Here is a 13,287-nt window from a genome sequence, read left to right on the forward strand (position 1 = left end):
GAGGTTTGTTTCCTCAAATTATATTCAGCTTTATTCTCTTATCAATAGCTCATCAAACTTGAAGTTGTTTAACTCCCCGATTCTATCTTTTTCATAGTGTCTTCTAAAATTACCTCTCTCAATTCTGTAAGCCAAGAGGAAAACGCTACTGTATCGAATGCGTAGGTCTTGTTGAGTTCAAACTCATTTTCAGACCAAGTATCAAGTGGCGATTCATTATGCTGAATCAAGGCTTCTAGTTTATCTAGTGATTTATAAAGCTTAGCTTCCTTAGTTTCTTGTGCATCCATTTCTTTATAAAGTGCCGCTATGTCTTCAGATAATTCTGCAGGAAGCGTTTTTACCCACTGATTTAATAATGAATCTTCAACTTCTCTATCAGAGTCAGTCTTAACAAAAGTTGGAATATCGCCTGTAAAGCACTCGCCAAGATCATGTATAAGGCACATATCAACTACCTTATCTATATCTATATCTTTAAATTCGTGTCTTAACAAAAAAGCCATAAGCGAAATACGCCAACTATGTTCAGCTACGCTTTCTGTCCTGCGTTTTGTTGTTGTGCAATGTCTTGGGGTATCTTTTAGCCTTTCCGCAACATGCAATATTTCCAAATACTCTCTAGCATCCATAGTTATCCTCCCATTCGTTGCGCCTGTCCTACAAACGTCGCTTTTTCTTTCTGCTCTAGCAATAATTTTACTTCATGCCTCTTATATCCTGCAATTAATTTCCAAAACAAACCTATTTTTTTATCTTTTCATCTTTACATCCAAGATGCTGTTTGATATATTTTTCATTGCGTCAGTTCCTGGCGCAGTTATTACGCTCGTAATGACTACTTCTTCCAACTAACAACTGTAAATCAAAACACATCTACGAAAGGAATCATAATGTTTACTTTTGATGACTTAAAATCAATGGAGCTTACTGGCTTTGCCCCATTTAGTCCAACCAACAAATTCCGTGGAAAGATAGTCTATTTCCCTGAAAAAGAATACTTTACAATCCTAAACCGTACCGGAAAAAACATAGAAGTTATGTCAAATAATACAGGCCATTGCTGGAATCTTATATATGAAAAAGACTGCTATACTATCATGCACAAACATGAGCTAAGCGACCCTTATCACTATCAGACTTGCATCGGCTCTCTTTATGATGTTGTTCTTTATATTGTGGGACATGATGAATACCAGATGAGAAACCGCCATAATGTCAGTGTGGAAGAAGAAAAAAGAAGCGGCTCCTATTTCTGGAAGCTCATTGATATTTACGGTCTTACAGCATAAAAGCTCCGGGATTTCTCCCGAAGCCTTGTCTTTAATATGCTCCTCTATCTATTGAGGTATGAAAGAGTGTAAGCAGAGTCCTTTGACTTGTCAGCTTTTTCTTTGTCCTGTTCCCTGCAAAATCCTCTGTGATCAGAATATAATAATCCACCATATCATCCGTAAGATTGATGTCATAGTACACATCAAAATATGAATGTGTGTCAGGGTAGTCAAATCTATGATAAGTCGTGTCGGAATAGATTACTTCTTCATCCGTGCCCGTGACCTTATACAGGATGACGCTCTTTATACCGCTGCTCATGTTTGCGCCATGTTCACTTCTTACAATCTCATCATCTATGTGCTGATCAATGATATTATCCTGGCAGTAACCGGAAATAACTTTTCCTTCCTTTGTCACAAAGGTAATCTCCGTTCCGTCAATCCCCGGAGGCGTGATGTCATATCTTGTCGTAACATAAACATCTGTCACATGCCCCACATTATCAACAGCCTCTATCTTCCAGATATGCTCGCCTTCACACTTTTCTTCAAGTGTATAAGCTGTAGAACTTCCACCACTTCTGACTGCATGCCCGGTATCATCATAAATCGTAAGACTCCTTACTCCTGATCCTACTGTACTGGTTCCATACAAATAGTCGGTTGACCTTACAGATATCACAGGCGCAATGTTCGTCCAATCTGTTTCCGTATTCTCAGTACCTATAATCACAGGATTAGAGTGATCAAGATGAACTCTGCCTGTGCTTGACTGAATGGAATGCCCCTGTGTATCCGTAGATATAGCATAGAAGTAGTAAATTCCTTCATCTGTCTGTGTGAAACTATCATTCGTCCATCCATGAGCACCGCCATGACCGTAACTACCCACGGTAGTTGTTGCTCCGGTAATGCAATTTACCCTGTACAGCGTGATACTTGAATTTCCTTCTCCTTCATCATAGCCGCTTACATTTACAGTTACATTTCCTGCAGTCCAGTCGGTTGTAGATACTGACAAGAACAATCCCTTCGACTGTGAATAACCACAAATCGGGCAGTTCCTGCTATAATTTCCATCCCCATGAGAATGCCAGCTCGACATCGAGTGATTCTCATACTGGGTAAGACCACATCTTCTACATGTTCTCATATGCTGCCTTGAATTAACACATGTCCAAGGTCCCCAGTCATGTCCAAGTGGCGGCGTTGTAAAGATTCTCTCTCCCGGGCAGATAGAGCATTTATAAACTACTCTTCCACCTGACGTACACGTAGCCGATGTTGATTCATACAGATACCAACTGTGACCGGAACATCCATCTCCATCGTTATACCAGCAGGTCATGCCGACATAGCAGCTATTGATACCATAATCCCTGCATCCACAATCAGCGTTATGACAGCTTCCTGCATATACAGGAATGGCTGGAATTCCTATAAACATCAGGCATACACTTAAGGCAGCTATCACTTTCCTTATAATCTTCATAAGCTCCTCCCTTACTTACAGCAATCTCCCGTGCAGTCCTCTGTGCATCCACCTACTCCACCGCAGGAAGGACATGTTCCATCACTTTCACTGCAACATCCGGCGTTATCACTACAATCTTCACAAGAAGTTTCACATTCTGAGCCGGAACAACATCCGCACCCTCCAGACTCACCTTCTTTGTAGTATGAGAATCCAAGATAAGCGGTCTTTGTGTAAGTAATGTCCCCTTTTATATACTGCACAATAGCAGTAAACATCGTAGGGTACTTGGTGCCATCCTCCAGCTCAGATAGGCTGTAATAGCATGTGGATTGAATCAATCTGTCATAATCCATATCACCAAGCATGGAATAGAGAATGCTGCAATCTCCATTAAATTCATAACTTTCCTCTTTCATGAGCTCATACTTTTCTTCGTCATAGGAAGCATCTGTCATGTCATAGTCAAAGCCCGATGATTTCCTTGCAAGTTCAAAAAACTCTGCCATATCAGTACATCCTTGATAGCTAAAACCAAAGGCATCTGCAAAACTAACCTTTTCTATCTTAGAATCATCAAACCCGTCTTCTGTAATGCACTGCGTATAATCTGCCGTTGAGTCGGAAAGAGCCGAGAGATTTACATCTGACATATAGTAGGTGGTATATTTAAGCTCCTGGTTTCCTTTCCCATCGTCTGCAACCTCCGTTAAGATTTTTTCAACCTGAACACAAGTGTTTTCACCGACTGCCTTATCTGCTGAAATCTTCTCATAGCCATTACCTGCGCTTACTACCTTGCTTTCATTATCAGCTTCCTTGGTTTCCTCATCATCCACCATTTTCCCAGAAGTTTCTTCTACTGCTGTTTCTACCTTTGGGGAAGAATCATAAAGTCCCTTCTTTTCCATCACATGTCTTAAGATCAGTGCTGCTATAATCGTGATTGCAAACACTACAATAAGCATTTTTATAATTCCGGAATCTATCTTCATATCGCATATCCTCCAATTCGTATCATTGTTTGATTTAGTTTCTGTTCTATTGCTTCAAAATAAGTTCTTTCTTCCTCTATCCAGGCATTCCTTACATCGCTTGTAATAGCCGAAATTGACATGGCTCCTGTCTTTCCTGTAAAGAAATAGGTTCTTACCCCTTCCTTTTCAATGCCAATTCTCTTAAGTGGCACATCTTTTCCGAGGTAATCAGTGACTGCAATTTCAAGATTGTCCGATGAAAACAAGGCTTCATCGGAAAGTCTTCCAGCTTCATCCAAGACTTCAACCACTATCTTTGCTCCCTTAAAATCAACGGGATTCTCTGGAATAGAAGTCTCTACTTCAACTGTCTCAACCATGCCATGAAAGTATCGAATGCTTTCTGAAAGCTCCAAAAGCTTCTCTCTTGCCTCATCACATACAACATGATTTTCAAGAATCAACTTCAAATCTCCGACATAGTTAAGGCTTTTCCCTGCTATTATGTTTCTTATAATGTCTTCCTTTTCATCTGATACAGTAAGGTCATAGCCTTTCATGTAACCGACATAGCTGTCAGCAATGGCAAGAGCTCTGTAGTAATCGCTTCTTTCCTTCTCTTCAAGGTCAAACATCATAAGCACCAGCCGGTTATAGTAATCTTTGAAATGCAGATACTCCTGTACAGAAAGATTCTTACCTATATGCTTTTCAAAGCACACGCAGATATAGTTGAAATAGAGCTGCATCGCCTTTTTCTCACTGTCTTCAAATGGCTTTAGGATATATTCCCCGGAAAGAAGGTCTGTTGTTAGAAACTGGATAAAGTCCTTACTTACATTCATAAGTTCTAAAAGGCTCTGATCCCTGTTGTCATACACCCCTGCTGTAGCATTCCTCGTATATCCGAAATAAACATTTCCCTTACGAAGAAATATTGAAAACTCCGGGATATCCTTACATACATGGCTCTCTGTATACTTAAGAGCTCCATCATAAAAAGGGATCTCTTCACATCTTGAATCTGACATTTTTCCCTCTTCCTCTTTTAAGAAGGATTTGACTTCCCTTTTATGCCGGATATTTTCAAAAAATCCTGCAAACTTCTCGACTATTTCTGAAAAAACATGTCTCTTTGGCTTAAGAGGTTTTGCCTCTTCTTCCACAGAAGGAATAACCTCTTCTTTTGCCTTTATCAGACTCTCAGGCTCTTTTTCGATCTTCTTTTCTGCCCGTTTTATCTCATCCTCAAAAGCTTTCAGATACTTCTCTGACTTATCAAGCGTCTTTTGGATCACCTCTTTCTGATAATCCTCTGCTGTAAGGGCATTTACTTTTGACAAATGGATGATGTTTACAACCTTGGTCTTCTGAGCATGAAATTCCTTTATAAGCTCTCTTATTGATACCTGATCAAAATCAGTCTTTCCTGCTTCACATAGGGTCTTGATCTTTACAAAAGAAACTGCTGCGTTTGAAAGTTCAGTTACGCCCGGCGAACCCTCCTTTGAAAATAAGTGCGTATACACGGACAGCTCCCTTTGAAGCTCTGTATCTTCCATACGCCTCTGAACAATAAGAAGTGTCTGGGCTCCTTTAATCTCAAATCTTTCGCCGGGGATAGCATTTAGAATCCCAGCCATATCAGGAAGCTGCTTTTTTATGATTTCTATCTCATCATTCATAAAATGCTCACCTCCCTACTGATTCCATAAAGAATGACCATAATAAGAACCATTGCGAACCCTGGAGCAACCGCTATATCAGAGTGCCTGTCAAGCTTTCTCTTTTTGATAGCTGCCTCTATAAGCCCCGCTATAAGAGCAATCCCCTGAACACCCACAAGTAATATGCAGACAACAAAGCCAAACTGCAGCATGTTCTTAAGTTCAAAGGTGCTTAAAATGACGCCCGTAAAAAGGAGCCACATATCACTGTCTCCATCTCCCCACATGCCACTGATTTTGTAGGCCGTAAATAGCGCAATAGTCGCACTCCACGCCGTTATCACAAATATGGGGTTATCCTTATAGAGAATTACTGAATGAGCTGCCCATGCTCCTGCTAAAAAAAGCACCGGAAAACTGTAAATCATCCGTTCCTTCAAATCCTGGGCTGCCAGGAATACGAGAACGGGAATAGTTGCAAGTGCAAGTGAAAAGTATGTCATGCGTCCTCCTTCCTGAAGATCTCGTTAAACTGTAGTCTCTTTGTTTTTTCATCAAAGCCGCTTACTTCAAGGATTTCATCTATCGAAAAGTGGCTCATATGGATAAGCACAAAGGGCGTGCAGGTAAGCATCTCACAAAGCGTCTCCATAGGATAATCCGAAATATACCTTGCACACTGAGCCAGCCTTATCACACTACTTGCCGCATCATTGGCATGAATCGTTCCAAAAAATCTTGCGCCTGTGCTCATGGCTGTGGTGAATACATATAATGCCTCACCGCCTTTGATCTCTCCGATGATGAAATTATCAATGTCCTGTAATAGACCAAGCCGAAGCTCGTCTTCCAATGAAAAATCTGTTACTGTGTCTTTTTTCCGAACCGTCATCGTATGCTCAAACTGAATCTGAGGATGTACATTGGAATACAGCTCATCCGACTCCTGCGATACAAGCACTGACTCCCCAAATGGGATGCAGTCAATCATGTTGTTAAGGAGTGTGGATTTACCGGATCCGCCTCTGCCTGATATCAAAAATCCGTAGCCTGCACATATTCTGTCCTTCAAATACGCAATCATTTCTTCATCAAGCATTCCGTTCTCAATCAGGTACTCCCAGGAAAGCTTTGTCTTTGGCATCTTTCGGATATGAATATTGTTCTTCTCTGTGGAAGTGATACAGGATAGCTGTACATCAATACGAAGATAGAAATCCTTTACCCCTTTTCTGTCCGTGCAGTGTGAAAGAGCATATTCCTCACTCTTTCCAAGTCTGTGAATACGAAGGATCCTTGAAAACCAATCTTTATAATCTGTCTGGTCAAAGAACTGGCACTTTGCCACATATCTTCTTCCATTTGCCTTTACTACGATATGGTCATAATCAAGTACCTTGATATCAGATACTTCCTTTGCTTCTACAAGCGGAGTTAGGACATAATACCCAAACACACACTGCCGGAACATTTCTAAGAGCTTCCTTTCCTCTTCCTCGGAAATCCCCCTGAGGCGCTCCCTAATAAAGTCCTTTGCTCTGTCCATGAGCATTATGAAATCCTGCTCCGTTCCCGTAATGCACTTTGTTACAAGCGCAGGGTTAAGATCACAGATATTTGCCTTTAGCTGCATAAACTTCGCATTCAATTCCCTATCAGAAAAGAGCGAAAAAACAGGGTAGAAATCAGATTCAAGTTTGAGCGGAGCCTTCGATTTAGGTTCATACCTAAGCTCGCTCATAAAATCCTCCTTTCTACCCTTTATGTGGGACACACCTTGGTCTAATCCGAAACCTGGCGTCTTACTTTTTTCGCTTTTTCTTCCTGCTGCTTTTCTACAAAACTCTCTGCATCCTCCCTCTTATCAAATGAATGGCATTTATATAATCCGTACTCTGCCTTTAGTTCTGATATGCTCCGGTTAAAGTCTTTTATAGACATGTCCTTTGAAGAAATCTCAGATAACTGTTTCCCTGATTTATCAAATACGGTAACAATAGCCTTTTCAGTACGTTTCCCTTCAATAATGTCTGGTGTGATAACAACTCTTATGTATGCCCCATCAGCTCCATCCGCAGCTATGAACCTTATACTGCTTTCAAATACACCCATCTGCATGGCTCTTGTTCTTGCTTTGGAAAAGCCTATTGCATCATAAAGAGATGTATACTCTGAAATACCCTGTTTGAGCTCATTTTCCTTGAATCTCAAAATAGTTTTATATTCATCAGAAAGCTCCTTTGACTGTGCCGTGGCATACAGTATCTGATTCTCCTGATCTTCAATATAGGCAGATACTTCAAGAATGCTCTTTCCATATCCGTTCTCTAATCTTTCACAGAGCTTTTTATATTCCATGTAGGAAGATAAATACTCATCGCAGGCAGCAAACTCATATAGGTACGCTTTTCTTGCATACTTTTTTATCTCCTTGTAGAGTCTTATGATTGGCTGATAGGTCTTTAGGTTCTCCCTGACAGCCTTCTTTTCTGCTGCTATTTCCTTCTGACGGGCTACAATATTATCCAAGGCATCCTGAGCATTACCGGTATTTGGCGCATATACCCTTATAAGCTCATATACACCCGCCGTGCGCCTAAACTCATCAGAAAGCCTTTGAAGCTGCCAGTTTGACTCCTGCCTTTCTCTCCAAGGATTCCTGCCAAGTTTTAAAGCCCTAATGCATTCCTTTTTTTCATCCTCTGACATATCCTTAAACTTCTTTAGCGGAGATGTCTTTACAAAGACTGATGCAGGATCCTTCTTTCTTCCTACATGCTCTCCGACTTCGCTTCGTATCAATTCCTCTCGCTTATTAAGGATTCTGTCTCTGATTGCCTCAACCGTATACAAGGAGCCAAGCCGATAGCTTCTAATACCTCTTGTCATCCCCTCTGCCTTAAGACTTAGATATTTTCCACAATTAACCACGATTCCCTGTTTTTTTAAGTCTTTTAAAAACTCCTCGAAATCCTCAGACCGCTCTATCGCTTCATCAACAGATTGCCTAAGCTTAACTATCCTCTCTCCAAAAGAAACCTTATCCTCCTGCTTTTCCTTTACCCAAGCTTCATTTGGCGTAAAACCATACTTCGCAGCAAGCCTGTTAAGAGCCGGATCAAACACCTTACTCATAAAAGACTTATCCATATGAATCTTCTTACCACCAAGCCCAACAGTATTTAAAATGAAATGGATATGAAGGTTTTCTGTATTGGTATGCACTGCATATACCGCCTGATTATTTGGAAATATCTCCTCTAAAAGGTCATTTAGAAGCATCATAAGTTTCCCAGCATTCTTCTTATCCGACTCTGCTGCGTCAAGAGATATAATGCCGTGTAGTGCTACCCGGCCTCCAAGCTTTCCATGAAACTCCTTTACCTGCATCATTTCATTCGTAGCATTCTTGATGTCTGAGATATTGCGGCATCCGACATAAAGCCCCTCCAATGTCTTTACATCATTTGTGACATAGGTAAGCTCCCTTCCTATCTGAGCCTGGCTTCCTCCCAAAGTTTCATCACATTTTTCGCTATTTGTTATGTAGTCAATGGAATCTGAAATCTGTGCTCCGGCGCCTCTTCCCTTTGAGCCATCCTTTATATTCCAGATTTTTGCAACAATACCTTTTGCCATAAATACCTCCAAAAAAACAGGGCTACCTATTATGGCAGCCCCGCTTACATCTTAAAGTTCCTCGTACTTGGAAAGCACCTGCATGTTGATATCCTCTCGAAGAGCCTTTGTCATAGGAAAACATACATCCTTGTACTCCCCATCTGAGTTCTTCCATGAAGGATATGCCACAAAAAGGTCTCCGCTTTTTGCTCTCATAACCTTGATACCGGATACAACAAACATCCCTTCAAAGGTGATGGAACCACTGGCAAGGAACTTATCATCACCATCCCTCTTTTTAAGCCTCACTTCGGAAATCTGCATAACAAGGATCCTCCTTATCGTCCACGTCCCTTATGGGGCTTAGCTGCATCTTCCGCCTGAGTCTGCTCCTGACCTTTGGACTCATCCTGATTGTGGCTTTTGTCCTGAGCCTCCTGGGCAACTTCCTCCTGCTTACGATGAAACTCTTTCATAATGGCATCGGTGATCTCATGATAGAACTCTTTGCTAAGAGGGAAAGCAATGTCTTCATACTCACCGTTTGCACGTTCTCTGGAGGGAAAGGCAACAAAATTTCTGCCCTTCTTATCCTCCATGACTCTCATACCACGGACAGCAAATGCATTATCAAGCGAAAAGCTTCCGATGGCTTTTACACCGCCTGCATTATCAAGCAGGTTCATTCTGATATCTGTAATCTCCATACCCTTACTCCTTATCTGTGGTGGCGAGGTCTCGAAACCTCTGTGTTTACTGCATCATAGGTCTGCTTGTCTTCAGAAACCTTTGAGATATCCTGGCTTAAGCCCTCTACGTCTGCTAAAGACAGGGTCTTTGTCTTAGCATCGTACTTATAAACGTGATCAGAAAGCTGCTCTTCCTGAGAAACCTGAGTCGCGTTTACTTCTCTTACCATCTGTGCAAGTTCCTCGGGTGTACCGAAGTTTGCAGAAATGGCGATTGTCTCATGGATCGATGAAGGTAAGATGTACAAATCTGTACCAAGCTTTTCAGAAAGCTTTTCAAGTGCATCTGAGTAGATAATACTTGCAGCACCGTTTACCTTCTGCTCGTTACTGATGACATACATCATCTTATCTTCCGCAACCATAGGCATCATGTCTTCCGGCATACCACCCATCATCTCGGCAAGCACACTTCCCATGTCCTGAACCTTTGCAGGCATGATAGTTTTACTGTTCTCCATTGCACATGCATGGAGTTCATCCAGCGAAATATCCCACTGCTTCATATGTTCATCCTTGATGGTAATAGTTCCGATACCATCTGAGCCGCCACCAAGATATACCTTATAAATGATGGCCAGATCCTCTGTCAGCTTATGAGGTGTGTTCTGGAGCATCTCGGCGTTTTTCTCGGCATTTACGATTGCAACTACAACATGAGACTTAATAAACTCTACATCCTTAAACTTCTCAGCAATGCTGCTAAAGTCTTCGGAAGGATTCATGTGCTCAAGCTCAAGCTGCGCTACCCTTTCCATGACTACATCAATATCCATGCCCTGTTCCTTATAGTTCTCATAGAACTGATCCAGATAGATATTAGGGCATACAGGGTTTTCGCCTGTGCGGATCGTGATGCCGTGGAGCTGCTTTCCGTTATTCTTGTTTACGGTCTGCAAGTTTACCTCTGCATCCGCAAACTCGGAAGGCAGAAAATCTTTGATGTTGTCCTTCACATACTGCTGAAATGACTCGAAATCAAGCATTGTCCTTTTCCTCCTTCTCCTTGATTTTTTCTGCAACTGCCTTTACAGTCGCCTTTACCTGCTCGTTTTTTGTGAAGTTCTTTTCTACCTCCACATGAGCATTTCCAAAAGAATAATCCATATCGCTACCTCCTTATCTTTGTGTGCTGGATTTTTTCCTTTCATCCTATTTGTGGGACATGTATCTTCCTAATCCGAAATGCAAAACAAATATTTTTATCTTTTTTTGTGTGGTGTCGGTATATACGGCTCTTTTTCCTCTGATACCATAGGAAGAGATTCCCTTTCTTTTCTCATCTCCTTAATCTTTTCCTCTATGGAAGAAGAGAGCTTATCCGCTGTCTGTTTGATCACATCCAGGCTTTCCTTAAGTTCGGAGACTTCCTTATCCTTACTCCAACCGGATATATACCCAAAGGAATAGTCAGATGTATCGAGCCCTATCATCTGCGTTACCCAATACGCTACCGATTCCGCCTGAACCTCTTTGGTCTGCCTGTCCCACTTATCCTCTTTACTACCGTGTCCAAGGGTTGCATGCGCAATCTCATGAACCATCGTCTTTAGCATCTGAAGCTGCGGCAGACGTTCATCAATCACAATCTTTCCTGCAGTCGGAGAATAATATCCGTTGGCACCGCCGTTTATTGTTTCAAATGACACCGGAACCGGGCTGATACTTATAAGAACACTTTTCATTTCCTCAAAAGAATCAACTGTTTCATTTAGTTCCGATGCAAGAGTAGGCAACGGATCTCCGCTTGTCTGTGAAACGTCGAAAACATACACCGGCCTGAAGGTCTGATACTCTCTTGTTACCTTCTCTGTCTTTTGGTTCCCGTTCTCATCGACAACAGCCTTGTTATTCTCATCGAAGACCTCTTCTACAACCTCAGTCTTACCTTTGATGGGAGCCAAGATCATAATCCCGTGCTCCCCTTTATTGACTGTCCTGTTAAATTCGGTCTGCCATTTTCTGAAACCGCAAACGAGACTTGCCTCCGGTAGCTGACTTGCAATAAGTATGCAGTTGTTGATGGAATACCTCGGAAACTTTGACATTGCCGAGATATATTCCTGATACTTTTCAGAAGTAAAGATTGCCCTGACACCATCCTCTAACTTCTTTTGGATGGTGCTCATCTTCTCTTCACGAGTTTGTCTTTCTGCCATATGATCACTTCCTTACCGGATAAATCTTGTTTTGCTCAATCATTTGGTCAACAAGCTCGCATAGGTTTTCATCAAAGTATTCAGAGACAGATAGGATCACGCTGATAACCGCAAGATACTCACTGCTCTTTTCATCATGTGGGTGACTTAAGTAATCTCTTGAATACCTGTCATAAAGATGATCAAGCAAATCTATCCCGTTGATGCGAGCACATCTTATGTATGTTTTTTGCCCTTCTGAGAACCTGATTCCATTTTCTTCTGCCGCTTTGATCTTCTTTTCAAACTTGTACATTAAATACCTCCCTTCTTAAGCGCCTTTGATTGTTCTCATAAGGTTAGTGGGACATGCATAGCCCTAATCCGAAACATAAATAAAAAAATCCCTGACATCTCTGCCAGGGAAAATATCACCTATGCCGTCTTGGCCTCATGGTCACATGCTCTTCTGCAACACTCGGTGTGTTCATATCCAGTTTGTTATAATCACTTTCAAGTTTTATCGCTTTCATGGGAAGGATACCCTTCTCTCTAAAGCTGAAATATTCACTATTATCGCCTCCAACAATAATATGATCTACAAGTGGAATCCCTAAGATCTCACAAACTGTGACCATCCTGTCTGTGAGCATTGTATCTTCCTTACTTGGATTAAGATTAGAACTTGGATGGTTATGCATCATTACAATATTTACCGCGTTTGAGAGAATCGCTGTTTTCATGATCTCCCTTGGGTGAGCTATTGCCTGATCTATTGCACCCATGCTACAAACACTACAGTTAATAGGAATCCCGTCCGTTCTAAGGTTAATTACGCAGATAACCTCTCTATCCATCTGACACAGATACTCTCCCAATGCTTTAACCGCATCCTCCGGGGAACGAATCGGTGTTTTACTCATAAGAGGTTTATCTTTAACCAGCCTTACTGATGCCATATCAAGCTGGTTCTTATACACTTCCTTCACTGTCGCCATCATCCACCTCCAGCTTGATATTAATAATGAAGTCTTTCTCCTGAGCATTTACAAGCTCAACGACATCATCCATCGTATATTCTTTATCCTCTATTTCCATCCGAAACCTCCTTATGAAATCTCCCTGAAAACATCTCTTTTAAATCCGAAAGTTTTTGCATGATAAGAAGCCTGTCTGTATCAGAAAGATCATCTTTCATTGCAATAACCTTTAGATCTCTTTCTATGCTTTCAAGTGCATGTATCATTTCTCTGTACTGTAATACTGGTGGTCTGATATCACGCCTGCCATTAAGCAGGCACTTAAGATACTGGGATCTTGTCATGCCTGCTTTGTCACATGCTTTATCAAACTGTTTTACTTCCTCTTCCGTCAAACTCATAAA

17 protein-coding genes are annotated in these 13,287 nt (G+C 41.4%); 1 reads left to right on the top strand and 16 read right to left on the bottom strand.

The window, feature by feature from the left end:
• Positions 1 to 68: 68 nt before the first annotated feature.
• On the bottom strand, positions 69 to 632 hold the full coding sequence (locus BLP50_RS06555) for an HD domain-containing protein (RefSeq protein WP_028247322.1): 564 nt from the start codon (positions 630 to 632) through the stop codon (positions 69 to 71).
• Positions 633 to 893: 261 nt separating this feature from the next.
• Here BLP50_RS06555 and BLP50_RS06560 point away from each other — a divergent pair, with 261 nt between their 5' ends.
• Positions 894 to 1,292 carry a hypothetical protein gene (locus BLP50_RS06560; RefSeq protein WP_090152865.1) on the top strand — a complete coding sequence of 133 codons (399 nt, stop codon included), beginning with the start codon at positions 894 to 896 and terminating at the stop codon, positions 1,290 to 1,292.
• Between the two features lie 31 nt (positions 1,293 to 1,323).
• Here BLP50_RS06560 and BLP50_RS06565 read toward each other — a convergent pair whose 3' ends face one another.
• From BLP50_RS06565 to BLP50_RS06625, 15 genes are all read right to left on the bottom strand, one after another.
• Complete coding sequence (locus BLP50_RS06565; RefSeq protein WP_143001128.1) at positions 1,324 to 2,769, bottom strand: hypothetical protein; 1,446 nt, start codon at positions 2,767 to 2,769, stop codon at positions 1,324 to 1,326.
• 11 nt (positions 2,770 to 2,780) lie between these two features.
• Positions 2,781 to 3,746 carry a hypothetical protein gene (locus tag BLP50_RS06570; RefSeq protein ID WP_090152871.1) on the bottom strand — a complete coding sequence of 322 codons (966 nt, stop codon included), beginning with the start codon at positions 3,744 to 3,746 and terminating at the stop codon, positions 2,781 to 2,783.
• Positions 3,743 to 5,413: a hypothetical protein gene (locus BLP50_RS06575; RefSeq protein ID WP_090152875.1), complete on the bottom strand. Its 1,671-nt coding sequence runs from the start codon at positions 5,411 to 5,413 to the stop codon at positions 3,743 to 3,745. The genes BLP50_RS06570 and BLP50_RS06575 overlap by 4 nt, the downstream gene beginning before the upstream one ends.
• Complete coding sequence (locus BLP50_RS06580; protein WP_090152878.1) at positions 5,410 to 5,898, bottom strand: hypothetical protein; 489 nt, start codon at positions 5,896 to 5,898, stop codon at positions 5,410 to 5,412. The genes BLP50_RS06575 and BLP50_RS06580 overlap by 4 nt, the downstream gene beginning before the upstream one ends.
• Positions 5,895 to 7,136, bottom strand: coding sequence for an ATPase, T2SS/T4P/T4SS family (locus BLP50_RS06585; protein ID WP_090152883.1), 1,242 nt, complete (start codon positions 7,134 to 7,136; stop codon positions 5,895 to 5,897). The genes BLP50_RS06580 and BLP50_RS06585 overlap by 4 nt, the downstream gene beginning before the upstream one ends.
• Positions 7,137 to 7,177: 41 nt before the next feature.
• On the bottom strand, positions 7,178 to 9,034 hold the full coding sequence (locus BLP50_RS06590; RefSeq protein ID WP_090152885.1) for a relaxase/mobilization nuclease domain-containing protein: 1,857 nt from the start codon (positions 9,032 to 9,034) through the stop codon (positions 7,178 to 7,180).
• A gap of 51 nt (positions 9,035 to 9,085) precedes the next feature.
• Positions 9,086 to 9,340: a SpoVG family protein gene (locus tag BLP50_RS06595; RefSeq protein ID WP_028247300.1), complete on the bottom strand. Its 255-nt coding sequence runs from the start codon at positions 9,338 to 9,340 to the stop codon at positions 9,086 to 9,088.
• Between the two features lie 14 nt (positions 9,341 to 9,354).
• Entirely contained in the window at positions 9,355 to 9,723 is a 369-nt protein-coding gene (locus BLP50_RS06600) for a SpoVG family protein (protein WP_090152889.1), read from the bottom strand.
• An 11-nt stretch (positions 9,724 to 9,734) separates the two neighbouring features.
• Positions 9,735 to 10,751 carry a DUF5688 family protein gene (locus BLP50_RS06605; protein WP_090152891.1) on the bottom strand — a complete coding sequence of 339 codons (1,017 nt, stop codon included), beginning with the start codon at positions 10,749 to 10,751 and terminating at the stop codon, positions 9,735 to 9,737.
• Positions 10,744 to 10,872 (bottom strand): hypothetical protein, encoded by a 129-nt coding sequence (locus BLP50_RS14545; RefSeq protein ID WP_267287588.1) that lies wholly within the window; start codon positions 10,870 to 10,872, stop codon positions 10,744 to 10,746. The genes BLP50_RS06605 and BLP50_RS14545 overlap by 8 nt, the downstream gene beginning before the upstream one ends.
• A 95-nt stretch (positions 10,873 to 10,967) precedes the next feature.
• Positions 10,968 to 11,924, bottom strand: a complete 957-nt coding sequence (locus tag BLP50_RS06610) for an ArdC-like ssDNA-binding domain-containing protein (protein ID WP_090152894.1) — start codon at positions 11,922 to 11,924, stop codon at positions 10,968 to 10,970.
• 4 nt (positions 11,925 to 11,928) lie between these two features.
• A complete protein-coding gene (locus BLP50_RS06615; protein WP_090152896.1) occupies positions 11,929 to 12,219 on the bottom strand; it encodes a hypothetical protein in 291 nt (96 codons plus the stop codon).
• Positions 12,220 to 12,334: 115 nt separating this feature from the next.
• Positions 12,335 to 12,901, bottom strand: a complete 567-nt coding sequence (locus tag BLP50_RS06620; protein ID WP_242869231.1) for a JAB domain-containing protein — start codon at positions 12,899 to 12,901, stop codon at positions 12,335 to 12,337.
• Positions 12,876 to 13,001, bottom strand: coding sequence for a hypothetical protein (locus BLP50_RS14550; protein WP_267287589.1), 126 nt, complete (start codon positions 12,999 to 13,001; stop codon positions 12,876 to 12,878). Before BLP50_RS14550 ends, BLP50_RS06620 begins: the two co-directional genes overlap by 26 nt.
• Positions 12,985 to 13,284 carry a hypothetical protein gene (locus BLP50_RS06625; protein ID WP_158342060.1) on the bottom strand — a complete coding sequence of 100 codons (300 nt, stop codon included), beginning with the start codon at positions 13,282 to 13,284 and terminating at the stop codon, positions 12,985 to 12,987. The genes BLP50_RS14550 and BLP50_RS06625 overlap by 17 nt, the downstream gene beginning before the upstream one ends.
• Positions 13,285 to 13,287: the final 3 nt, after the last annotated feature.

Origin of the sequence: Pseudobutyrivibrio sp. AR14 (assembly GCF_900101325.1) — a bacterium.
Lineage (GTDB): Bacteria > Bacillota > Clostridia > Lachnospirales > Lachnospiraceae > Pseudobutyrivibrio.

What these genes read in the sequence shown, in the direction of transcription:
- BLP50_RS06555 (WP_028247322.1), bottom strand. Translation starts at nt 632, where the DNA reads ATGGATGCTAGAGAGTATTTGGAAATATTGCATGTTGCGGAAAGGCTA.
- BLP50_RS06560 (WP_090152865.1), top strand. Translation starts at nt 894, where the DNA reads ATGTTTACTTTTGATGACTTAAAATCAATGGAGCTTACTGGCTTTGCC.
- BLP50_RS06565 (WP_143001128.1), bottom strand. Translation starts at nt 2,769, where the DNA reads ATGAAGATTATAAGGAAAGTGATAGCTGCCTTAAGTGTATGCCTGATG.
- BLP50_RS06570 (WP_090152871.1), bottom strand. Translation starts at nt 3,746, where the DNA reads ATGAAGATAGATTCCGGAATTATAAAAATGCTTATTGTAGTGTTTGCA.
- BLP50_RS06575 (WP_090152875.1), bottom strand. Translation starts at nt 5,413, where the DNA reads ATGAATGATGAGATAGAAATCATAAAAAAGCAGCTTCCTGATATGGCT.
- BLP50_RS06580 (WP_090152878.1), bottom strand. Translation starts at nt 5,898, where the DNA reads ATGACATACTTTTCACTTGCACTTGCAACTATTCCCGTTCTCGTATTC.
- BLP50_RS06585 (WP_090152883.1), bottom strand. Translation starts at nt 7,136, where the DNA reads ATGAGCGAGCTTAGGTATGAACCTAAATCGAAGGCTCCGCTCAAACTT.
- BLP50_RS06590 (WP_090152885.1), bottom strand. Translation starts at nt 9,034, where the DNA reads ATGGCAAAAGGTATTGTTGCAAAAATCTGGAATATAAAGGATGGCTCA.
- BLP50_RS06595 (WP_028247300.1), bottom strand. Translation starts at nt 9,340, where the DNA reads ATGCAGATTTCCGAAGTGAGGCTTAAAAAGAGGGATGGTGATGATAAG.
- BLP50_RS06600 (WP_090152889.1), bottom strand. Translation starts at nt 9,723, where the DNA reads ATGGAGATTACAGATATCAGAATGAACCTGCTTGATAATGCAGGCGGT.
- BLP50_RS06605 (WP_090152891.1), bottom strand. Translation starts at nt 10,751, where the DNA reads ATGCTTGATTTCGAGTCATTTCAGCAGTATGTGAAGGACAACATCAAA.
- BLP50_RS14545 (WP_267287588.1), bottom strand. Translation starts at nt 10,872, where the DNA reads ATGGATTATTCTTTTGGAAATGCTCATGTGGAGGTAGAAAAGAACTTC.
- BLP50_RS06610 (WP_090152894.1), bottom strand. Translation starts at nt 11,924, where the DNA reads ATGGCAGAAAGACAAACTCGTGAAGAGAAGATGAGCACCATCCAAAAG.
- BLP50_RS06615 (WP_090152896.1), bottom strand. Translation starts at nt 12,219, where the DNA reads ATGTACAAGTTTGAAAAGAAGATCAAAGCGGCAGAAGAAAATGGAATC.
- BLP50_RS06620 (WP_242869231.1), bottom strand. Translation starts at nt 12,901, where the DNA reads ATGGCGACAGTGAAGGAAGTGTATAAGAACCAGCTTGATATGGCATCA.
- BLP50_RS14550 (WP_267287589.1), bottom strand. Translation starts at nt 13,001, where the DNA reads ATGGAAATAGAGGATAAAGAATATACGATGGATGATGTCGTTGAGCTT.
- BLP50_RS06625 (WP_158342060.1), bottom strand. Translation starts at nt 13,284, where the DNA reads ATGAGTTTGACGGAAGAGGAAGTAAAACAGTTTGATAAAGCATGTGAC.